At 36.3% G+C, this 23,767-nt stretch carries 20 protein-coding genes and 1 other annotated feature; of the genes, 5 read left to right on the top strand and 15 right to left on the bottom strand.

The features are described from left to right. Positions 1-84 precede the first annotated feature (84 nt). The 4 genes from pepF to mecA form a co-directional block, all read right to left on the bottom strand. The gene (gene pepF, locus COL05_RS22750) at positions 85-1,911 is read right to left on the bottom strand and encodes an oligoendopeptidase F (protein WP_098670237.1); all 1,827 of its coding nucleotides are present in this window, start codon (positions 1,909-1,911) and stop codon (positions 85-87) included. Between the two features lie 50 nt (positions 1,912-1,961). Then, positions 1,962-3,206, bottom strand: coding sequence for a competence protein CoiA (locus COL05_RS22745; RefSeq protein ID WP_098670236.1), 1,245 nt, complete (start codon positions 3,204-3,206; stop codon positions 1,962-1,964). Between the two features lie 79 nt (positions 3,207-3,285). Then, complete coding sequence (locus COL05_RS22740) at positions 3,286-4,830, bottom strand: cardiolipin synthase (protein WP_098670235.1); 1,545 nt, start codon at positions 4,828-4,830, stop codon at positions 3,286-3,288. A gap of 72 nt (positions 4,831-4,902) precedes the next feature. After that, a complete protein-coding gene (gene mecA, locus COL05_RS22735) occupies positions 4,903-5,586 on the bottom strand; it encodes an adaptor protein MecA (protein WP_098670234.1) in 684 nt (227 codons plus the stop codon). Positions 5,587-5,928: 342 nt separating this feature from the next. Between mecA and COL05_RS22730 the strand changes: the two genes are divergently transcribed. Next, positions 5,929-6,603 carry a TerC family protein gene (locus COL05_RS22730; RefSeq protein WP_098670233.1) on the top strand — a complete coding sequence of 225 codons (675 nt, stop codon included), beginning with the start codon at positions 5,929-5,931 and terminating at the stop codon, positions 6,601-6,603. 49 nt (positions 6,604-6,652) lie between these two features. Here the strand turns inward: COL05_RS22730 and spx are convergent, their stop codons facing one another. Continuing rightward, positions 6,653-7,048, bottom strand: a complete 396-nt coding sequence (spx, locus tag COL05_RS22725) for a transcriptional regulator Spx (protein WP_000258267.1) — start codon at positions 7,046-7,048, stop codon at positions 6,653-6,655. A 592-nt stretch (positions 7,049-7,640) separates the two neighbouring features. Here spx and COL05_RS22715 point away from each other — a divergent pair. Continuing rightward, a complete protein-coding gene (locus tag COL05_RS22715; RefSeq protein WP_098670231.1) occupies positions 7,641-7,844 on the top strand; it encodes a hypothetical protein in 204 nt (67 codons plus the stop codon). 28 nt (positions 7,845-7,872) lie between these two features. Here COL05_RS22715 and COL05_RS22710 read toward each other — a convergent pair whose 3' ends face one another. Then, the gene (locus tag COL05_RS22710; RefSeq protein WP_000728613.1) at positions 7,873-9,519 is read right to left on the bottom strand and encodes a peptide ABC transporter substrate-binding protein; all 1,647 of its coding nucleotides are present in this window, start codon (positions 9,517-9,519) and stop codon (positions 7,873-7,875) included. A 352-nt stretch (positions 9,520-9,871) separates the two neighbouring features. Here COL05_RS22710 and COL05_RS22705 point away from each other — a divergent pair, with 352 nt between their 5' ends. Beyond that, complete coding sequence (locus COL05_RS22705) at positions 9,872-11,317, top strand: MATE family efflux transporter (RefSeq protein ID WP_142337623.1); 1,446 nt, start codon at positions 9,872-9,874, stop codon at positions 11,315-11,317. 110 nt (positions 11,318-11,427) lie between these two features. On the opposite strand, the gene COL05_RS22700 is transcribed toward COL05_RS22705, so the two are convergent. From COL05_RS22700 to COL05_RS22680, 5 genes are all read right to left on the bottom strand, one after another. Beyond that, positions 11,428-12,363, bottom strand: a complete 936-nt coding sequence (locus COL05_RS22700) for an ABC transporter ATP-binding protein (protein ID WP_000166346.1) — start codon at positions 12,361-12,363, stop codon at positions 11,428-11,430. Beyond that, on the bottom strand, positions 12,356-13,399 hold the full coding sequence (locus tag COL05_RS22695; RefSeq protein WP_000854346.1) for an ABC transporter ATP-binding protein: 1,044 nt from the start codon (positions 13,397-13,399) through the stop codon (positions 12,356-12,358). Before COL05_RS22695 ends, COL05_RS22700 begins: the two co-directional genes overlap by 8 nt. An 18-nt stretch (positions 13,400-13,417) precedes the next feature. Next, positions 13,418-14,434: an oligopeptide ABC transporter permease gene (gene opp3C, locus COL05_RS22690; RefSeq protein ID WP_000974101.1), complete on the bottom strand. Its 1,017-nt coding sequence runs from the start codon at positions 14,432-14,434 to the stop codon at positions 13,418-13,420. Next, positions 14,431-15,360, bottom strand: a complete 930-nt coding sequence (opp3b, locus tag COL05_RS22685) for an oligopeptide ABC transporter permease (protein WP_000534165.1) — start codon at positions 15,358-15,360, stop codon at positions 14,431-14,433. The genes opp3C and opp3b overlap by 4 nt, the downstream gene beginning before the upstream one ends. A 126-nt stretch (positions 15,361-15,486) precedes the next feature. After that, positions 15,487-17,142, bottom strand: a complete 1,656-nt coding sequence (locus COL05_RS22680; RefSeq protein ID WP_098670229.1) for a peptide ABC transporter substrate-binding protein — start codon at positions 17,140-17,142, stop codon at positions 15,487-15,489. 319 nt (positions 17,143-17,461) lie between these two features. On the opposite strand from COL05_RS22680, the gene COL05_RS22670 reads away from it, so the two are divergent. Both COL05_RS22670 and trpS read left to right on the top strand, forming a co-directional pair. Further along, on the top strand, positions 17,462-17,842 hold the full coding sequence (locus COL05_RS22670) for a DUF3899 domain-containing protein (protein ID WP_098254666.1): 381 nt from the start codon (positions 17,462-17,464) through the stop codon (positions 17,840-17,842). A 105-nt stretch (positions 17,843-17,947) separates the two neighbouring features. Further along, positions 17,948-18,159, top strand: a binding site (T-box leader). Positions 18,160-18,234: 75 nt separating this feature from the next. Then, entirely contained in the window at positions 18,235-19,224 is a 990-nt protein-coding gene (gene trpS / locus COL05_RS22665; RefSeq protein ID WP_098670228.1) for a tryptophan--tRNA ligase, read from the top strand. A 285-nt stretch (positions 19,225-19,509) separates the two neighbouring features. Here the strand turns inward: trpS and COL05_RS22660 are convergent, their stop codons facing one another. The 4 genes from COL05_RS22660 to fabH all read right to left on the bottom strand — a co-directional run bounded on the left by COL05_RS22660 (position 19,510) and on the right by fabH (position 23,497). Beyond that, the gene (locus COL05_RS22660) at positions 19,510-20,256 is read right to left on the bottom strand and encodes a YjbA family protein (RefSeq protein ID WP_048553970.1); all 747 of its coding nucleotides are present in this window, start codon (positions 20,254-20,256) and stop codon (positions 19,510-19,512) included. 143 nt (positions 20,257-20,399) lie between these two features. Beyond that, on the bottom strand, positions 20,400-21,188 hold the full coding sequence (locus tag COL05_RS22655) for a DUF2268 domain-containing putative Zn-dependent protease (RefSeq protein WP_098670227.1): 789 nt from the start codon (positions 21,186-21,188) through the stop codon (positions 20,400-20,402). A 106-nt stretch (positions 21,189-21,294) separates the two neighbouring features. Beyond that, the gene (fabF, locus tag COL05_RS22650; protein WP_098670226.1) at positions 21,295-22,533 is read right to left on the bottom strand and encodes a beta-ketoacyl-ACP synthase II; all 1,239 of its coding nucleotides are present in this window, start codon (positions 22,531-22,533) and stop codon (positions 21,295-21,297) included. A gap of 31 nt (positions 22,534-22,564) precedes the next feature. Beyond that, on the bottom strand, positions 22,565-23,497 hold the full coding sequence (gene fabH / locus COL05_RS22645; protein WP_001100541.1) for a beta-ketoacyl-ACP synthase III: 933 nt from the start codon (positions 23,495-23,497) through the stop codon (positions 22,565-22,567). Positions 23,498-23,767: the final 270 nt, after the last annotated feature.

The following is a 23,767-nucleotide window of genomic DNA, read 5'->3' as shown; positions in this document are numbered from 1 at the left end:
AGAAGGAAATTCACTTTATTTTTTCGACAACTATCGACAAAAATATACAAACAAAAAGACGAGGTAAATTCCTCGTCTTTTCTATTACTTCTCTTCAAATAATAATGCTTCTAATTCATTTAATTTCTCTTCAAATACTTGCAATGCTTCTTTTACTGGTTCTGGAGATGCCATATCTACTCCTGCTCTTTTCAGCACTTCAATTGGGTAATCTGAGCTTCCTGCTTTTAAGAACTCATTAATGTAACGTTCTACTGCTGGTTGCCCTTCCTCTAAAATTTGTTTAGATAGAGCCGTTGCTGCACTAAATCCTGTTGCGTATTGGTATACGTAATAGTTGTAGTAGAAATGCGGAATACGAGACCACTCTAAACCAATTTCTTTATCGATTACTAAAGCATCACCGAAATATTTCTTATTTAAATCATAGTAGATCTCCGTTAACATGTCTGGCGTAACCGCATGTCCCTCTTGTACTTTCTTATGAATAATATGCTCAAACTCTGCGAACATCGTTTGACGGAATACAGTACCACGGAATCCTTCTAAATAATGATTTAATAAGTATAGACGCTCTTTCTTATCTTCTATCGTTTTTAATAAATAATCGTTTAGAAGCGCTTCATTACAAGTTGATGCTACTTCCGCAACGAAGATTGAATAATCACCGTATACGTGCGGCTGCGTTTTTCTTGTATAGTAACTATGCACAGAATGACCAAATTCATGAGCAAGTGTAAATAAATTATTCACATTATCATGCCAGTTCATTAAAATATACGGATTTGTTCCATATGCACCAGATGAATATGCTCCGCTTCGTTTTCCTTTATTCTCATACACATCTACCCAGCGATTTTCATATGCTTCTTTCAAAATATCAACATATTCATCACCAAGTACGTTTAAAGACTTTAATAACATGTCTTGCGCTTCTTCATACTTCACATTCATTTTCACTTCTGGTACAAGTGGTGTATATAAATCATACATATGAAGCTCATCAAGTCCTAATGCACGCTTACGAATATCAATGTAACGATGTAACAAGTGTAAATTATCATTTACAGATTCAATAAGTTGATCATACACCGCTTCAGGAATATTATTATTACTTAATGCAGCTTGACGTGCAGAATCGTATTTGCGAACGCGCGCATTGAAATTATTACGCTTCACAGCTCCACTTAACGTACTTGCAAATGTGTTCTTATATTTTCCGTACGTTTCATATACAGCTTTGAACGCATCTTCGCGTACACGACGATCATCACTTTCTAAAAACTGAATGTAACGACCATGTGTAATTTCTATTTCTTCTCCATCCTCACCTTTAATAGATGGGAATTTCAAATCCGCATTATTCAACATACCAAATGTATTACTTGACGCACTCATTACTTCAGATGCTTCTGCTAATAGTGCCTCTTCCGCTTCAGATAATACGTGAGGGCGTTGACGCGTAATTTCTTCTAACGCATGTTCATATACACTTAAGTCTCTATTTTCTTTCAAGAATGTTTGCAGTGTATCTTCTGAAATCGATAAAATTTCAGGCACAATATATGCTGTGCTACTAGATACTTGTGAATATAAATTTGTTGCACGGTCATTTAACGCTTGATACACAGAGTTTGTCGTATCTTGATCGTAACGCATATGTGCATATGTATATAGCTTACCTAATCGCATTGAAATTTCATCTTCATATTGCAATGCTTCAAGTAAATTGTTCGCAGAGTCACCAAGTTTCCCTTTAAATTCAGTTAACTTCGGTAATAGCTCTTTAATAGCTTGGAATTCTTTTTCCCATTCTGCATCTGTTTGGAAAATATCTTCTAATCGCCACGTACTTGATTCTTCAATCTCGTTACGATCCGGTAATGCTTTTGCTGTGTTTTGTTCAGACATGCTTTAAGCCCTCCTTTAAATATCTCTACTTACATACAATTCGATTTTTCTTATGTAATTCCTTCACGATCAGTCTTTATTATATCCCCTTTTCCTTTTCTCATGTTGTACTTTGCCTCAAATAAAGATAAGGCATACGCTAAGCAAATTTCATCATATTTTATAACTTCCTCCTCTGTTTTTAACATAGCTATTCCCCTTATTTTCTGGTACTTATAAGTCCCTACTTTACGTAATACACCTGCACAACATAAAAATGTCATATATTCAGTAACTGCTACTTTCCATATATGTGGTGAAAAGTACGGGAGCATGCGCCTTTTCGTATACTTTTTCACATAGCTACACGCATACTCGAGGGAAATACAATCCCCTACTGCAAGCTTACCTATGCACTTTATATATAGGAAAGCTTGCCATATAAATGGATTTGTTTGAAAAGCGAATGAGGACGGGAGCGGCACACCAATTTCAGAAGGGAAATTTGCTGGGGTACATTTACATTGATATAAGAGGCGTAAGAGTGACTTATGATTATAATTCCAAATAGGCAAAGCATTTTTTCGAAAATAGTCCTTTCTCTGCTTCCATTCTCGGTCTAATATTTCTTTTTTGAATGGAACAGGAGAAAAGAGCATTTCAACAGTAGTCGTTTCAGTTGGTAAATATATAATATGTGAGAAAGAGACGCTTGTAGAAAATGAAGTGAGAAACGCGCATTTCATAAATGATTTTTGTTTCGAACAGAAGAAAATAAGAAGTGGTTGAGGATAAGATTGTAAGGAGAAAGCCATAAGAGAGGAGAATTTCATCCAATATGCAGAGTACTTTTTCAATTGATTTCCACCAATAATCCAAATGACCTGTATACCAGCTCGCCAATACGAATAAGTTCGTTTATACAGCTGTTCTATAGAGAGATTTGCACACTGGTATTCAATCGCAATTTTTCTCCCTGCTCTCTCTATGAAAATATCTGGTCGTTGCTGAATCTCTGGCAAATAATGCTCTATATCTACATGAAAGTTTTGACGTTTGAACCATCTATATAACAATTCTTTACCGTGCCTATGATACATAGATTCTGCTTCATAAAAGGCCAGACACGCATCCATTTTCTTATGAGCAAAATGCCAACTTTTTTGTTTCCCTAATTTCATTTGCACTTCCTTCCCGCAAGCTATGCAAAAGAAGCTTTCCCTTTTCCGCATACGGTGTAACAGCTCTTCATCATGATGATAAAGTAGATGAATTTTTTCTCCGTTTTCTCTTTTGGCGATAAACAACAGAATCACACCCTTTCAGCTCCTATATTCTACAATTCATTACAAATTCCTTTTAAAAAAGAGATGTCCCAATTTCGGACATCTCTTTTTATAATAATGGCGATAATAACCGATACGTTGATTCAACAATTCGTCTATGCAGACGCCTTTTATGGAAATGATCGACGTGAATTTCACTGGATTCTTCTAAATCGTCTTTAAAATCTTGAACAAGCTTTCGAATGCTATCTGTATCATATAAAAAGGCATTTACTTCAAAGTTCAAATGAAAACTTCTCATATCCATATTAGCTGTCCCAATTGAAGCTAAATCAGAATCGACAATGACAACTTTACTATGAAGAAAACCTTTTTCGTATTCATATATCTTTACCCCTGCATCTAAAAGCTCTGGGAAGTACGATCTTGATGCATAAAAGACAGTGCGCTTATCAGGCTTACTCGGCATTAACAAACGAACATCAATACCAGCAAGCGCAGCTACCTTTAATGCGGATAAAATATCATCATCAGGAATGAAATACGGCGTCGCAATCCAAATGGATTTCCTTGCAGAAGCAATCATAGCAAAGTATAAATGTTTAATTGTTTCCCATTTATTATCCGGTCCACCTGCAACGAGCTGCACGCCTCCCCAATGATCTCCCTCAACTGCTTTCGCTTGTAAATATTCAGGGGCGAGCACAGCCTCACCAGTCATATAAAACCAATCTTGAAGGAAAATAAGCTGTAAACTTTGTACAGCTTCACCACGCAAATATAAATGCGTGTCTCGCCAAAAACCGAAGTACTTATCCTTCCCTAAATATTCATCACCAATATTTAATCCACCTACAAATCCTTCATTCCCATCAATAATAACGATTTTTCGATGGTTTCGATAATTAATCTTATCGTTTAAAATCGGAAAGCGCACAGGAAAGAACGGAATCATTTCGACACCTGCATCGTTTAATTCTTCAATATACGAATTCGATAATCTAAAACTTCCAACCGCATCATATAAAAAACGAACGACTACGCCCTCTTTTGATTTTTGTATTAAAATATCTTTAATTTCTGTCCCAAGCTTATCATCACGCACAATGTAATATTCCATATGAATGTGATGTTTCGCTCGTTTTAAACCATCTAAAATGGCCTGAAACGTTTCATCTCCATTTGTTAATGTTCTCGTTTCAGTTTGAAATGAAATATTTAAAGCGCCTAAGCGATCCGCTAAACGAAATAACAGCTCTTGATGCTTATGATTGCGCAAAATCCGTTCCTCGTAATCTTCATGCCCTTTATATTGTAAAAACGCTTGTTCATCGAGCAACGCCTTCTTTTGGAACATTCTCTTCCTCCGAAAGTTCTGTCCGAATAATAAATAAGCGAAGAATCCAAATACAGGAAAAATACCTAACACAATGAGCCATGTAAGTGTTTTAGACGGATGACGGTTCTCTAAGAAAATAACGCAGCCAATTAAAAATGCAGATACCGTAAATAAAATACTAATAATACCTAAAATCGAAACATCTTTTATCCCGATTACATCCGAATAAAATGCTACGTCAATAAACATACGTAACGAAACAAATAATGCGAACAATAGTAAAACAAAGAAAATCAACTTTAACGTATTTTTCATCTCTTACCTCCTTACTAAGAAAGCTTTCCTATTCTTCATATAAAAAGCCGATTTCATACTACAGAAATCGGCCTACGTTTTAGCAGGAAAATTATTGCGAATTGTTTCAAGCGCATGCTCTTTCACAATTTGTTTCCCATACTCACTTACACGATGAATTGTTAAAGTTGATTCTTCTCCGTACTCTAAAACAATACTTAAAATACGATCAATTTCTTCTTCATCATGTAGCACTTCATCGAATTCCACATATACATAATAGCGGTTCTCAAATGAATACAGCTCATCTTTTATATCTTCAAAGATAAGACGGTGACTTAATGAAATGACATCTTCAAAATCATTAAACTTAATTAAAAAGCCAAACGTACCATCTTCGTTAAAGTTTGTTCCTGCTTGCTCCTCTACCTCTTCCACTAATTCTTGCTGGAATAATGATTCAATGCCTTCGTCTAGAGGAATGTCTATAATTTTATCTACACCTATTGGTAGTTCTAACTTTTGTCCATCCTTTGAAAGCTCTGCTTTCGTTACAAGTACTTCAATCCCTTTATCGACTGCTTGCACTTGAATCCATAACGGTCCATCAATAAAGAAATCGTCATGATCACGAGCTTCGTCCATCATTTCCCAAAAGAGCTCTTCGCTTCTTTCGCGGTCGTACCAAATTTCCTCACGATTAAAGCCTCTGTCCTCTATATCAATGTACGTAATAAAAAATTTCATCGTATAGTCATTAATTCTTTCAATATCCAAAATACAACTCTCCCTTCCTGCTTAGAATTGTTATGAAGGGATTCCCCACTCATATGACAAATCAATAGATTCTTGTACTCTCATTTTATGATAAGATTCTCCAGAATGGAAATAAAATCGATTTATTTTACAAAAATAGTTATATGCCTATCTTCATTCGGTGGTCTACATAAATATATCATTATAGCGATTTATCACTCATAAAAAATTTGGACATACATTTTCACCTTCCCCCGTACACTGTACTAAAGTGAAACTTTTATTAGAGTAGATAATTTAGTCTCTCACTTCACCACATACATATAGTTCGCTTATTAAAACATCATAAATGGAGGCAGACGAATGGACTTAGAGTTTTTAACATCTGTACTAATGATTGTCGGTATCGATGTTGTATTAGGTGGTGACAACGCAATCGTCATCGCACTAGCTAGCCGAAATTTACCTGAATCGAAACGAAATAAAGCCATTTTGATTGGCACTCTTTTAGCAATCGTACTAAGAATTGTCCTTACTATACTAGCTGTCTATTTACTCGACATTCCATTTCTGCAACTGATCGGCGGGATTTTACTTACATTAATTGCAGTAAATTTACTAACTGATAATAGCAACGACCTTTCTTCTATTCAAGGAAAATCAACTTTATTTCAAGCTGTTCGTACAATTGTATTCGCGGATCTTGTTATGGGATTTGACAACGTTATTGCCATTGCAGGGGCAGCTCACGGAAGGTTTTTACTCGTAATAATCGGCTTACTCATTTCTATCCCGATTATTATTTGGGGCAGCAAACTCATTTTAATACTTATGGAACGCTTTCCATTCCTCATTTATTGCGGGGCAGCAATTCTCGCTTATACAGCAGGAAAAATGGTCACACATGAAGACAGACTCGCAACGTTTTTTCATAACAACCCAAGTTTCACTGCAGGCATTCCTTACTTATTTATTTTCACCATTTTATGCATCGGCTTTATCGTTCAACGAGTTCGATTACGAAATATAAAACATTAAAAAAAACCTTCTACTATATAATAGGTAGAAGGTTTTCATATTATTATAATTAATTTACAAGACGCTGTGCTTCACGTAATTGGAACGTTCTTACTGTACGTGGTAAGAAACGGCGGATTTCGTCTTCATTGTAACCTACTTGAAGGCGTTTCTCGTCAATCATAATTGGACGACGTAAAATCCCTGGATAGTCACGAATCATCTTATATAAATCTTGAAGTGGTAAAGACTCTAAGTTTACATTTAATTCTTGGAAAACTTTCGAACGAGTAGAAATAATCTCATCCGTTCCGCTTTCTGTCATACGTAAAATCTCTTTAATTTCCTCAATCGTTAATGGATCTGAGAAAATATTACGTTCTGTATAAGGAATATGATTTTCCTCTAGCCATAATTTCGCCTTTCTACAAGACGTACAGCTTGGAGAACTATATAATGTTACCATACAAAGCTCACTCTCCTTAAAGAGTACAAATTCTGTACTAATTACAGTTTAGATTTCTAAATTCAGCAATTTTTCACGATACCTTGTCTTAAAACAAAGCGCAAAAATCACATTTCATGTAAGCAACAACTTTTAGCAAACAACAATTACTTTTAATAAGTAACTTCTATAATCATTATACAATAGATTTTGCAAGAAATATACAGTAAATTTCCTTCTAATTGAGAAAACTCTTCCATGCATTTCACTACTATGTAACATAATCACACTTACTTCAGCTGTTCTTTAACAATAATCTTCAACCCTCTTAACGCTTGTTTTTCATAGATTTTTCATATGATTTATAGTTATTCTCTCATAATCTTTTCTATGAAAAAGAGAACGTTTTCTTACCTTTTTTTGATAAATCAATTAAGAAATGTAAGACTATACAAGTGAGAATCGGGAGAACATTTGTTCTTATTTTAACAAACATTCTCATTTATGTCCATACGATTTCTAAAATAAATTAAATATTTTTCTGACATTTCTTTCTTTTTCATCTTTTATCTCATACAATAAAAATACAGACAGGCAAAGGGGGAATTTGCAAATGATTGCTTTTTTTATTGATTTTGTCGCTGTTGCTGCCCTCATCATCGGAATAACAGCATTGATTGGTGTCATTACAAATAGCATTGGTGAAAAACTCTTTGGCGGAAAAGAAAAGATGAAGTTTGTTAATAAAAGTTTGGATGTACAATCCGGCTGGAACCAAGTTGGTGGGAAAGGTATTTATAAGAAACGTACGTATTAAAAAAAGCAGGCAATCACCTGCTTTTTTTTTATTTCTCTACTGACGCCCATTTAAAGCTTAAATCGCCGCCATATTTATGGTTGTACATATTTTTAATTGAATCTCTTTGCAAGTATGCTCTACCACGTTGATATACTGGAACAATCGCAGCGTCATCAAGTAACATTTTCTCTGCTTCTAGTAAGCTTTTCCAACGAGCATTTACATCGCTTCCATCTTTTTTCGCTTTCATGATGATCTCATCATATTTCGGATTAGAATATTTCATTTTATTTTGTGATCCGTCAGTTACAAACATATCAAGATATGTAATTGGATCTGGGAAGTCCGCACTCCATCCAGAGAATGACATGACAAAATCGCCCGCATCTTCTAATTTTAGTTTTTGTGCGAATGGTTGTTGTTTAATTTTCACTGTTAAACCTGGTAAATTCTTTTCTAACTCACCTTTTAAATATTCCCCTGTTTTCTTCGATAATTCAACATCTTCATTTAATAACTCTAATTCGATTTCATTTTTACCAAGCTCTTTTTTACCAGCTTCCCAATATTTCTTCGCTTCTTTCACGTTTGGTTTTACAATATCTCCATTGACAGCACGGAAGTCCTTTTTATCCGGTCCTTTAATGAAGTTATCAGGAATTAATCCTGTTGCTGGCTTAGAACCGTTATTTAATAATGTATCAACGAACGGTTTACGTTCAAAAGCAAGTGAAATTGCTTTACGAATATTTTTATTTGCTAACGCTGGATCTTTTTGATTTAAACGAAGGAAGAATACAGATGTATCTTCTACTGTTTGGAAATCTGGTTTTCCTTTATATTTATCGATGAACTCCGCTAATAACGTCGCTCGATCGACTGCGTTTGTTTCATATAAATTAATTGGTGTAGACGTATCTTTAACAATATTAAAGTTTACTTCCTCAATCTTCACTTCTTTATTGTCCCAATATGACGGGCTCTTTGTCATTTTAAAGCTACGTTCATGTTGCCAATCACTTAATGTAAATGGCCCGTTATAAAGTGTTGTATTCGCTTCCAAACCAAACTTCGTACCTTGTTCTTTTACAAACTTTTCATTCACAGGATAGAAGATTGGATATACCATTAAATCTACAAGGTATGGAATTGAATTGTCTAATTCCACTTCTAATGTATGATCATCAATCGCTTTTACACCTAATTGATCCGGACTCATCTCTTTTTTATTAATTTTCTCTGCATTTTTTATATCATACATAATGTACGCTGATTTCGCAGCTGTATCTGGGTTAATTGCTCTTTGCCATGCATATACGAAATCTTTGGCCGTCACAGGCTCACCATTTGACCATTTTGCGTCTTCACGTAATGTAAATGTATATTTTTTACCGTCTTCTGACTTTTTAAATTCCTTCGCTACACCCGGAACTAGCTTATCATCTTTTCCTAAACTGTATAAGCCTTCCATCGTATTAGTCATCACTCTTGAAGAAACCGCATCAGCTGATAACGCTGGATCCATCGTTGGAATTTCTTGCGTTTCAATTAAATTAATGACTTGCTTTGCACCGCTTTTCCCGCTATCCCCTTTTGCGTTCGCTTGCGGTTCATCTTTTTGGTAGCTACATGCCCCTAACATCATGCTCATCGCTACTGTTGATACTACAAAAACTGGCATCTTTTTTTTCATATTTCCACCCTCCACAAAAATGTTAGCCCTTTCATTTTCAAACAAATAGAAATATATATATGTTCTAACAATTCATATTATACACACAAATATATTCTTTGTATATTTATATTTCTATTTCATTAAAATTTTCTGTTAAAAAATAAACCTTTGTAAACGTTTCATATTGCTGATTATCCTTACTAAAGTGTTAAAAACAATTATTTTTAAACTTTTCAAAATTATCAGAGGAAAATAAAATTTATATTTTATAATATTTCCTGCATAATTATCCTTCTCTTTTTATCATAAAATAGCACCTCCTTCATAATAAAGATATGTAGGTTAAAATGAGTGCAAAGGATAAGAAAGTGTGTTACGATACACTTTGCTAAAAATAGATATCGGTAAAGAGGGGACGGACATGACAGCAATTCAGGCAAAAAACGGGCCGACAGAGAAATTAAGTTTATTCTTATTAACATGGCCTATTTTTCTAGAAGTTTTTCTATTTATGTTAATGGGGATCGCTGATACTTTCATGTTAAGTGCATTATCAGACGATGCTGTATCTGGGGTTGGTGCAGCGAATCAATACCTCCATATCGCTATTTTGGTACTAGAAGTCATCGGGAACGGCGCAGCTATCGTCGTATCTCAATACCTCGGTTCCAAACGTTTTATGGAAGCATCTAAAATATCAGCTTTAGCCGTCACATTAAATTTAATGGTCGGACTCGTTATAAGCGCTGGTTTTCTTTTATTTTCAAAACATATGATGATGGCAATGAACTTACAAGGCGATGTACTCATGTATGCGCAAAACTATTTATCCATCGTCGGAGGGGCTATTTTCCTTCAGGCTATTATTAATTCATTAGCCGCAATTATCCGCGTACATGGCTTCACAAAGCAAGCGATGTTTATTTCACTTGGAATGAATATTATTCATATCGCAGGAAACTACGTACTTATTTTCGGGAAATTTGGTTTCCCAGAGCTCGGTGTGCAAGGGGCTGCTATTTCTTCTGCTGTCAGCAGATTAATCGCACTTATCGTTTTCTTCTGGTTACTGTACCGCGTTATGGAATACCGCGTGAAATTACAATATTACTTTACTTTATCAAAAGAATACATCGGGAAAATTTTAAAGATCGGGATTCCATCTGCATTTGAGCAGGTTATGTATCAAGCTTGCCAAATTGTCTTCTTATACTATGCAACATATTTAGGAACTGAATCATTAGCGGCTAGACAATACGCTACGAACATTTCTATGTTTACTTATTTATTCGCTATTGCGATTGGCATGGGAACAGCTATTATTATCGGGCGCCTCGTTGGCGGTGGTGAAAAAGATGAAGCGTATGAACGCGTATGGAAAAGTGTAAAGTGGGCAATTGGAGTCACTTTATGTATGGTCGCTCTCGTTATTACATTCCGCACACAATTAATGGGACTATTTACAGATAATCCGCACATTATTGCTTTAGGTGCAAGCGTTCTTTTACTAAGTGTATTACTTGAAACAGGGCGTACGATGAATATCGTCATCATCAATTCACTTCGCGCAGCTGGTGATGCAAAGTACCCCGTTTTAATCGGCGCATTCTCTATGGTGTTAATGAGTTTACCACTCGGTTACTTTTTCGCATTCCATTTAGATATGGGACTCGTTGGTATTTGGTTAGCGATTGCTATTGATGAATGGACACGTGCGATTATTATGTTCTTCCGCTGGAAAAGTAGAGCCTGGGAGCGTTATGCACTTGTTAAACCTGAAGAACAAGAGGAGATTGTTTCTGTTCCGGCACAGTAATACTCATTGAATCAAATCCATGTATTCACTTACAAACAAATGTTAACAATAAAACTGTTTATATAGTAGAAAAACAGCCAATCTTCCATAACGGAAGATTGGCTGTTTTATTATTGATAAATCTCTTTATATTTCTTATACTCCGCTTCAGAACATAGCACAAAATGTCCTGGGCGAATTTCACGCATTGTTGGTTCTTCACTACCATAATTATGCTGAGATGGATCGTATACAATACGTTTACGATTGCGCTCATAATCTGGATCTGGAAGCGGAATTGCTGATAATAGTGATTTTGTATATGGATGAATTGGATTCGCATATAACTCATCACTTGTTGTTAGCTCAACGATTTGACCACGGTACATTACGCCAATGCGGTCACTAATGTATTTTACCATTGATAAATCGTGGGCAATGAATAAGTATGTTAAACCTTTTTCTTTTTGTAGCTTTTTCAGTAAGTTTACAACTTGCGCCTGGATTGATACGTCAAGTGCTGAGATTGGCTCATCGGCAATGATAAATTCAGGTTCTACAGCAAGTGCACGAGCGATACCGATACGTTGACGTTGTCCACCTGAGAATTCATGTGGGAAACGGTTTGCGTGTTCTTTATTTAAACCAACTGTGTTTAATAATTCATGAACACGGTCCATACGCTCTTTTTTGTTTTTTGCTAGTCCGTGAATATCAATACCTTCCGCAATAATATCCCCTACTGTCATACGAGGGTTTAATGATGCATATGGATCTTGGAAAATCATTTGCATTTTACGGTTGAATTTCTTCAACTCTGCACGTGATTTTTTACCATGTACATTTTCACCATCGAATAACACTTCACCAGCAGTTGCATCATATAAACGAATGATCGTTCTTCCAGTTGTTGATTTCCCACAACCTGATTCTCCTACAAGACCAAATGTTTCGCCGCGGTAAATATCAAATGAAATATCATTAACCGCTTTGACAACACCACCACTCACGTCGAAGTGCTGTTTTACGTTTTTTACTTCAATTAATTTCTCACGTTGTTTAGTCATGTTGTTCACCTGCTTTCATTTGAAGAATGCGTTTTTCAACGACTGCTGGCGGTTTTACTTCTGGAGCTTGCTCGTGAAGTAACCAAGTTGCCGCATAGTGTGTATCACTTACTTTAAATAAAGGTGGGTCCATTTCAAAATCAATTTTCAATGCCTGCGGGTTACGTGGTGCAAAAGCATCTCCCTTTGGCGGCTTCAATAAATCTGGAGGCGTTCCAGGGATCGCATATAACTCTTCTTCTGAACCATCTAAACTTGGCATAGATGCGATCAAGCCCCAAGTATATGGATGTTTTGGATTGTAGAAAATTTCATCTACAGTTCCGATTTCAACAACTTTACCAGCGTACATAACTGCTACGCGATCCGCAACGTTCGCCACTACACCTAAGTCATGCGTAATGAAAATGATTGCTGCTTCTGTTTTTTGCTGAATGTCCTTCATAAGTTCTAAAATTTGCGCCTGAATTGTAACGTCTAGCGCTGTTGTCGGCTCATCGGCAATCAATAATTTGGGGTTACAAGCTAACGCCATCGCAATAACTACACGCTGTCTCATACCACCTGAGAATTGGTGAGGATATTGTTTTAAGCGAGCTTCTGGATTTGGAATACCTACAAGGTCGATTAATTCTAATGCGACTTTACGTGCATCTGCTTTACTCATCCCTTGGTGTTTAATAAGGCCTTCCATAATTTGATTTCCAATTGTCATCGTTGGGTTTAATGATGTCATTGGATCTTGGAAAATCATCGCGATATCTTTACCACGAACTTGTTGCATTTCTTTTTCTGTTAATTTCGTTAAGTCACGACCTTCAAATACGATTTCACCATTTTTAATGCGTCCAGGAGGATTCGGAATTAATCCCATTAACGCTTTAGAAGTAACTGATTTCCCCGAACCAGATTCTCCTACAATCGCTAATGTTTCTCCTTTTTTCAAATCAAAAGTAACGCCGCGTACAGCTTGTACTTCACCTGCATGTGTATCAAAGGAGACTTGTAAATCTTTTACCTCTAACAATGTTTTCATCTTTGCCTCTCCCCTCTTTTACTTACGCATTTTTGGATCTAACGCGTCGCGTAATCCGTCTGCCATTAAGTTAAACGCTAAAATTAATATACTGATGACAACCGCAGGGATGAACATCATATGCGGATACGTTTGAATTGATTTATAACCGTCATTTACAAGAGAACCAAGTGATGCGAATGGTGGCTGGATACCTAAACCGATGAAACTTAAGAATGCCTCACCAAACACCGCTGTTGGGATTGTAAACATTGTCATTACGATAATTGGTCCCATTACGTTCGGGATTAAGTGTTTTACAATTAATTGTGTGTTTGTTGCACCTAATGTACGAGATGCCAATACGTATTCTTGGTTTTTTAACTTTAAGATTTGTCCACGAACGATACGCGACATTCCTATCCAACCTGTAATTGCCATTGCGAGTGTAATTGACCATATACCAGATCCCATAATGATTACCATTAAAATAACGATGATTAAGTATGGAATACCGTTAATAATCTCCATAATACGTTGCATAATGTTATCTACTCTACCGCCATAGAACGCTGAAATACCTCCATATGCAACCCCAATTACTAAGTCAATCGCTGCTGCTAAAAGAGCGATATATAATGATACGCGTGTACCTTCCCATGTTCTTGTCCATAAATCGCGTCCAAGATCATCTGTACCAAACCAGAAATACTCTTTAATATCACGTTTTTCATATTGGTCAACACCATATTGATCTGTACCGTCAAATGGTAACCAATGAACATTTTCAATAACAGGAATTTTCGGTGGTAATTTCGCACGACCTAAGTCTTGCTCTTTATACGAGTGTTTACTTACCATCGGTCCAAAAATTGCTAGTAATATAATAAGCGTTAATAAAACTAAACCGAACATTGCTCCTTTATGTTGGAACAAACGTCTTCTTACATCTTGCCAAAACGTTAAGCTTGGACGGGCAATGACTTCATTATCCACATTATTTTGATTGGCTTGTTGAAATAAATCTGGAGATAATTTTTGTACATCTTTCATCATTTTTTCCCTCCCGCTAAACGAATTCGAGGATCAATAATTCCGTATAAAATATCAACAATGAAAATAACTAAGATGAAAATCGCACTATAGAAGATTGTAGTTCCCATAATAACTGTATAGTCATTCACTGTAATAGATTTAACGAACTGTTCCCCTAGTCCAGGTACAGCATAAATTTGCTCAATAACTAATGTTCCTGTAATTAAACCTGCAACCATTGGTCCTAAAATTGTTACAACTGGAATTAATGCGTTACGAAGTGCGTGTTTAATAATGATAACGCCTTGGCTAATTCCTTTCGCTTTCGCTGTTAAAATGTAGTCAGCTTGCATAACTTCAATTAACTCTGCACGGGCGAAACGTGCGATTGTTGCGATAACTGCCATCGATAAAGCAATTGTAGGCATTACTGTAAACTCTGGTCCTTTCCAGAATGCTACTGGGAACCATCCAAGTTTTACCCCTACGAAATATTGTAGTAATGCGGCGAATACGAACGATGGTACCGACATCCCGAGTACGGAAATAATTGTCGCTCCATAATCGACCCACGTATTGTTACGAAGTGCCGCAACGATTCCTAAAATTAAACCGATAAATGTTCCTAATATAATCGCTTGTAAACCAAGTTGTGCTGATGGTCCAATGCGATCCACAATCATATCTGTTACTGGACGGTTATCATATTGGAATGATACCCCTAAATCACCTTTTGCTAAGTTACCTAAGTAACGTGCATATTGAACTGGTACTGGATCATTTAAGCCATATTTTTCAAGAATGATTTCTTTTTGTGCCGGTGATAACTTCTCCTGGTTTTTAAGCGGAGAACCCGGAAGTAATTTCATTAAAAAGAAAGTCAGTGTAGTAATTAAAAATAATGTCAAAGCCATGTACACGAAACGTTTTAATACATAACGTCCCATAGTCAAGCACCTCCCCGTTTTTCTCAAAAGCAATAAGATAGTTTGAAATATTCTTACTTTTATTTTTTTAAAATAAGAGTACATGCCCATCATAGGCATATACCCTAGTAAACGATGGAAAAAAGTTTATTTTTGTTCAACAGATGCCCATTTGTAAGTTAATCTACCACCATAGTTGATTGGGATAATATCTTTCACGGCACCTTTAACTACATACGCTGAACCTTTTTGGAAGATTGGAGTGATAACTACATCCTCTTTAATTAACATCTTCTCTACCTCTAAAAGGTTGTTCCAGCGTGCTTGTAAATCTTTTGTATCTGTTTTAGCTTTTAGAATTAATTCATCATATTTCTGATTAGAATATCCTGTTTTATTTTGAGAACCATTCGTAACAAACATATCTAAATATGAGATTGGATCTGGGAAATCTGGTCCCCAAATACCAAACGCAATATCATATTGCTGAGAATCTTCTAATTTATTTTTTTGTGCGAATGGCTGCTGTTTAATTTTAATCGATAAACCTGGTAAGTTCTTTTCCATTTCACCTTTTAAGAATTCACCAACTTTTTTCGCATCTTCATTATCGAAATTTAAGAATTCTAGTTCGATTTTATCAGTGCCAAGCTCTTTCTTCGCTGTTTCCCACAGCTTTTTCGCTTCTTTTGGATTTGTTTCAACTAACTTTCCATTTTCAGCTCGGAAGTCTTTTTTATTCGGACCTTCAGCGAAATCTTTTCCAACAAATCCATAAGCTCCAATTGCACCATTATTTAAAATAACCTTCGCAATATTATCACGGTCAAAGGACATTGAAATTGCTTTTCTTAAGTTTTTATTGCTTAAGTATTGATTACTTTGATTAAACCTTAAGTAAGCAACCCCTGCTTCTTTTCTTGTGTGGAATTCTGGGCTTTGTCTAAACTTATCAACAAATTCTGAAGATAGAGCCGCCCGATCAATCGAGTTTGTCTCATATAAATTTACATCAGTAGATGTATTTTTTACAATATTAAAGTTAATTTCTTCGATTTTAACCGTTTTATTATCCCAATATGATGGGTTCTTCTTAAACTGGAAGCTTTGTTCATGTTTCCAATCACTCATAACAAATGGCCCATTATATAATGTTGTATTTGCCTCTAATCCAAACTTCTCACCTTGTACTTTTACAAAGTTTTCATTTAGTGGATAAAATACTGGATAAACTGTTAAATCAACAAAGTAAGGAACGGGATTATCTAATTCCACTTCTAATGTATAGTCATCAATTGCTTTTACACCTAATTGGTCAGCAGGTAATTCTTTTTTATGAATCTTCTCTGCATTTTTAATGTCGAACATAATGTACGAATATGTCGCTTTTGTATCTGGATTTACTGCTCTTTTCCATGAATACACAAAGTCTTTTGCTGTTACAGGTTCCCCATTCGACCATTTCGCATCTTTTCTTAATTTAAATATGTATTTCTTCCCATCATCTAACTTTTGAAAATCTTCAGCAACTCCTGGCATTCTCTTTTGATCTTTGCCGGTACGATATAGACCTTCCATCGTATTATTTAATGCTGTAGAAGATGCAGAATCAGATGCTAATGAAGCATCCATTGACGGAATTTCAGATAACTCTGTTAAATTAAGAATCTGCTTTCCATTACTACTACTCGTAGCATTTTCTTTCCCTTTTGCTTTTGCGTCATCTTTTTGGTAGCTACACGCGCCAAGCAACATACTTGCAGTTAACGTCGATGCAAGTAATAACGGTATCTTTTTCTTCATGTTGTGTTGCCTCCCCTAATTGCACTTCCTGTACCCTCACTTGTAAAAAAGTAGAATTGAAAGAATAATCTCCAAGTTTCTACAATTTTCATTATACATATAATATAACAATTGTGAATATAGTTTTTTGTTTTTTTGTTAAAATTTTTAATAAAATGTTTATTTTTTTATTTTTCTGTAAAGGGATACGTTAACATTGCTACCATCATCTTAAAATCAGACCTTTAATTGCGTATAATTTTCAAAAAATTAGTTCTAGTACTTATTATAGCTTTTATAGTATAATAATTCTAGTAATATTTTGACGGAGGGGAACATTTTGAATAAAGTTTTTTTTCATACTTGTATACTAATTTTCATGGCGATAATCGCTTCTAGTATTGGCGCATTCCTCGTTTCATCGCAATTTTTGTTGAATTTTGTCAACATATCGTTTTATATCGCACTATTTTTTATTCTTATAGGCGGTTTTTTATTCATATTTCAAAATGGATTTTTTAACGTAACAATTTACGCCTTCCAAAGAGTGTTTGGTACGAACAAAAAAATTGACTCTTTAATTGAAGAAGTAGAGGAACCTACCGATAAGAAAGAACGTATTTATAAAACATATTCATTCAAATGGACGTATCCTATTTGCATTACCGGTATCGTTCTTGGGTTATTCTCGACCCTCATTAGCTTTACTATTTTGATGTAGTTTGCAAACACTATCCCATATGATATAATAATCAGCAAAACATTTTGTTATAAAACTTTAGTTCTTTCATATTAAAAGGGCTCAGGTAACAATAAATAAAATTATATGTATGCGATGATAAAGAAGAGTACATATTGAGGCAATTTCAGAGAGCTTGTGGCTGGTGTGAACAAGTAATTGTACAGTATGGAATGGGCTTTTGAGCACCAAACCGAAAGTAGTAGGCTTTGGCGTTATATCCAAACGTTATTATGGATTAGAGAGATTTCACAGTAGTGAAATAATTAGGGTGGTACCGCGGTCCATTCGTCCCTATAGTTTTTAGGGATGAATGGGCTTTTTTGTTTGCCTTCTCTTCCCCATCACATATTCAAATTTAGGAGGAATTACTTATGTCAGTTATCTTTTCTGGTATTCAGCCAAGTGGAACGATTACACTTGGAAACTATTTAGGGGCTATGAAGCAATTTACAGAGCTTCAAAATGAACATGACTGTTATTTCTGTATTGTAAACCAACATGCGATTACAGTACCTCAAGATCCCGTACAACTTCGTAAAAACATCCGCAGTCTTGCTGCACTTTATGTAGCATGCGGCATCGATCCTGAAAAAGCTACTTTATTTGTACAATCAGAAGTACCAGCACACGCTCAACTAGGATGGATTATGCAATCAGTGGCTTACGTTGGAGAATTAGAGCGTATGACACAATATAAAGATAAAGCGTCAGGTAGAGATTCAGTACCAGCTGGATTACTAACGTATCCACCATTAATGGCTGCTGATATTTTACTTTACAACACGGAAATTGTACCGGTTGGTGATGACCAAAAACAACATATGGAATTAACACGTGACCTAGCAGAGCGTTTCAACAAGCGTTTCCGTGAAGTGTTCACTGTTCCTGAAATTCGTATTCCAAAAATAGGAGCTCGCGTTATGTCCTTAACAGAACCTACGAAGAAAATGAGTAAATCTGATCCAAATCCAAAATCAATGATCAGCATGCTTGATGAACCAAAAACAATTGAAAAGAAAATCAAGAGTGCTGTAACTGATTCTGAAGGTATTGTGAAATTCGATAAAGAAAACAAACCTGGAATCTCTAACTTATTAACAATCTACTCTTCATTCTCTGGCAAAACAGTAGAAGAAATCGAAGCAATGTACGAAGGAAAAGGATACGGAGACTTCAAAGGCGACCTAGCACAAGTAGTCGTAGAAGCAATTCGTCCAATCCAAGATAAATATAACGAACTAATCAACTCACCAGAACTAGATGAAATTCTAGACAAAGGTGCCGAAAAAGCAAACCGCGTTGCATTCAAACAACTACGCAAAGTAGAAAACGCAATGGGACTAAGCAGAAAACGTAGGTAACATATAAAGCGGAAGCGGCTCGTTCAGCTCTGACTGGCTAAGGTTCTTTCGCATAAAAGGCGCTTTTTGCCTTCTTATGCGGAAGGTTCTTAGACACGAAGAGCTTGCCGCTGGAGCTGGATTTCATATAAAGCGGAAGCGACTGTTTAGCCCTGACGGCTAAGGTTCTTTCCCACAGAAGGTGCTTTTTACCTTCTCGTGGGGAAGGTTCTTAGACGCGAAGGGCTAGGAGCCGGAGCTAAGTTAAGTTACCACAAATAAAAAAAACCGCCAATTGGCGGTTTTTTAATTTACCTTTTGCTCGTTTTCCATTTCCCATAACTTTTCAAAAAATGGCTGTCCTTTTACGAGACGCTCACATAATTGTTCATGCTTCTCAGACCAACCCGTTTTCGCTTCCTCATAAAGCTTAGCCCAAATATCTTCAAATTCCATATGTTGAACCATTCCGTATGCTGATGGATCCCACTCTGTGAACCAATAGCGGATTTCTGCTGTATTTTTCGTTGTATGTAATTGATCTAACGCCATAAATAATAATTGTTTCAGCTGTCTTTCTTTACGAGTTAAGCCATTCATAATGAAAGGTGATGGTGATAAAATATGATGTTCTTTTTCCATTTCTTCTACTTGGAACTCATACTTTTCTGCTTGTACGTTTTCTACCATCTCATATACCATCTGCTCTTGGCGCGGTATAAGTCTGCTCTTTCGAATTGGCACATTGTAACCAATTGTGTCGATCGCAATAATTCCTTTTCCATCTGTAACTACAAAGCAATACTCTTGCTGCAAACGTTCATGATTTTTACGAATATAAGCCTTATGATGTACGTCTTCCAACATTTTTTGCGGAAGCTCTAACAATTCGTTCTCGATGTAATGATATAATGTGGCATCTACTTTTAATAATGGCACTTGATCTAATAGCTCAATCGTATCATCTTTCCGCCATTCGTAAAAATGACAAACGTTATACCCATTCTCTTCACCTTCAAACCAATTTACCCATACATCATGTAGATATAACATTCACTACCCCTCACTTCACTACTGTTTGTATCAATCATTATGTTCAATTTTTCTTAACTTTATTCCACCTAAGGAAATATATTCTAATTATTATTTTTTCTTCTATTAATACTAAAAAAACAGGAAATAGAGATCCTGTTTTTTTATATATGAAATGTATTTGCTTTATTCAATATTTCTTTTGCATCTATAGATAATAAAGAAAGTGTATTTTCTCCTTTCAAAGTTACACAATCTTTGACAATATGAAATCCAAGTGCATAGCCAAGCATCTTCGGATAAGAGTGCAATCCATTTAATAAGATGTCGTGCTCCCTAGTTCCTCGCTTTATACTTATTCTTTCATGTACAACGTTTTTCCAATAATAAATAGCTTCTTCTTTTGAAAGGTACGTCGTCCACGGTGCATTGTTTTTTTCTGAATATCTTTCAGTTACTGCTTGCTCAGCCAATCCTTCCATAATCATCGTATCAAGTAATGTATACTCTGTTTCTTTCGTCTCAATTTGATGTAACCTGCATATATGATGATATTCATGCGCTAATAAGACTTTTAATTCTTCCACTGAATTCCGTCCACATACGAATAAGAAAATAACGTGACGCATAGATAATCCAGCCCTGCCGTTATACTCTTCTTGTACAGTTCGATTATAGGAATCTGATAATAAAATAAAGACAGGGACATCCGGACCTTTTAACCAATTTTTTAGTTTCTCATACTCCGTACGTAATTCTTTCCAAACTTCCTTTTTCTCTAACTCTTTAATTTCTTGTTCTCCTCGCATAACCGGGCGATACATACCTTTAGAAATTAAAAAGCGATACAATCTTTCTTTTGGCAACGGAATATACTTCGTAAACTTCTCACATAGCTTTTCTGGCCGTCCGTAATATAGATGTAACCACTCAGCAGTTTCAACAATCCCCATCTTTATCCCTCCTTTTTCTTATGTATATGCAAAAGGAGACAAAGGCGTAAAAATAAATAAGGAGTTTTTTCGCAATATATTGCGAAAAAACTCCTTATTTCATCTATTATTTATACGCTTTAAATACTAATACCGCGTTATGACCACCGAATCCTAGTGAATTACTTAACACTGCGTTTACTTCTTGATGTCTCGCACTATTCGGTACGTAATCTAAGTCACACTCTGGATCTGGTGTTTCATAGTTAATTGTTGGAGGAATTACTCCGTCTGTAATTGATTTAATAGAGAAGATCGCTTCAACAGCACCAGCTGCTCCTAATAAGTGACCTGTCATTGACTTCGTTGAGCTGATCGCTACTTTATACGCGTGCTCACCGAACGTTTCTTTAATTGCCATCGTTTCATACTTTTCATTCGCATCCGTACTTGTACCATGCGCATTAATGTAATCAATATCTTCTGGCTGTAGACCTGCATCTGCTAAAGCTTGACGCATTGCACGCACGCCACCTTCACCGCCAGGAGCGGGCATTGTAATATGGAACGCATCACCAGTTGCACCGTAACCAGCGATTTCCGCATAAATGTGAGCACCACGAGCTAATGCATGCTCTAATTCTTCAAGAATTAAAATACCTGAACCTTCACCCATTACGAAACCGCTACGGTTTTTATCGAATGGACGACAAGCTGTTGCTGGATCTTCATTGAATGTTAATGCTTTCGCTGAGCTAAATCCTGCGAATGCCATACTTGTTAACGGCGCCTCTGCTCCTCCCGTAATCATTGCATCCGCATCACCGCGCTGAATCGCCTTAAATGCATCACCAATTGAGTTTGCACCAGATGCACAAGCCGTTACAGAACAAGTGTTAATTCCTTTTGCCCCTGTTGCAATCGATACTTGACCTGCTGCCATATCTGGAATCATCATCGGTACGAAGAATGGACTCACGCGGCGCGGGCCTTTCTCAGTAAAAATTTTAAATTGTTCTTCGTATGTTTCCATACCGCCAATACCAGAACCAATCCAAACGCCAATACGAGGTCCGTTTTCTTCTGTAATTTCAAGCTTTGCATCTGCAACTGCCATTTTCGCTGCTGCTACTGCATATTGTGTAAAGCGATCCATACGGCGCGCTTCTTTTTTATCAATATATTTCTCGACTTCAAAGTCGTTAATTTCTGCTGCTACTTTTGCTGGAAATAGTTCCGGATCAATTCTTGTAAGTCGTCCGATTCCAGATACACCCTTTTTAATGTTTTCCCACGCTGTTTCAACATCTGTACCGACCGGTGTAACAGCTCCTAGTCCTGTAATTACGACCCTCTTTTTTTCCATACAAAATACACTCCTTTTTTTCTCTCAGTCCTTATTTACCCCAACGAAGAGCGACTGCTCCCCATGTTAATCCGCCGCCAAAACCAACAAGTATAATTAAATCACCATCTTGAATACGTCCGTTTTGCAATTCCTCTACCATTGCAATCGGAATGGAAGAAGCTGATGTATTACCGAACTTCTCAATTGTCATACTCATTTTTTCTTGTGGTAAATTTAATCTCTCTCTTGCAGATTCCATAATACGAATATTCGCTTGATGCGGTACTAAAAAATCCACATCTTCTTTCGTAAGACCAGCTTTATCTAAAACGCGAAGACAAGAATCTCCAAGTTGACGAACGGCAAATTTAAAGACTTCTCTGCCATTCATCATAACATACTCGTCTTGATAAAGATGCTTACCGCCACTTCCGTCCGCTCCTAATTCGAAAGATAGAACGCCTTTACCTTCTGAAACAGCTCCCATTACGATCGCACCGGCTCCGTCTCCAAATAGTACTGCTGTATTTCGATCGTTCCAATCTACAATTTTAGATAGTTTATCACTACCAACTACTAATATGTTTTTATAAGTTCCCGTTTGAATAAATTGCTGCGCTGTAATCATTCCGTACATAAAACCAGCACACGCTGCACTTAAATCCATTGCAGCTGCATGCTTTGCGCCAATTGCTTCTTGAATGACACAAGCCACTGCTGGAAAAGCACGATCTGGCGTTACTGTTGCTACTAAAATAAGATCGATATCCTCTCCGCTAACCCCTGCATCTTCAAGCGCTTTTTTAGAAGCCTCTACGGCCATATATGAAGTATCTATTGTATCATCGGCAATGCGTCTTTCCGCAATGCCTGTTCTCGTACGAATCCATTCATCGGATGTATCCATTATTTTCTCTAAATCGTGATTTGTGACTACTTTTTCTGGCACATATCTTCCGATCCCTAAAATGCCCACGTTCACATCGCAGCCCTCCGTTTTATATCAATTATTATGACTTGGTACTAATTTTAAAACATAAATGTATTTTTGTCTAGAATATATTTCAGCTAAAACATAAAGCGAGCGCATTATTCACCTTATTGTTCATGAAAAGAAACGGAAACATACCTTTCCCTGTTTCTTTTGAACTAATCGGACTTTTATAGGCAGTTGATTCCCACCTAACTTCTTTGCTTTCGCTGAATTTTGAGGTGGGGACTTACTGCCCATTAAAGCGGGATAAAGTAGACA

The organism is Bacillus sp. AFS059628 (assembly GCF_002571225.1).
In the GTDB taxonomy this organism is placed as follows: domain Bacteria; phylum Bacillota; class Bacilli; order Bacillales; family Bacillaceae_G; genus Bacillus_A.
This window is presented reverse-complemented; position numbering and strand designations above follow the sequence as displayed.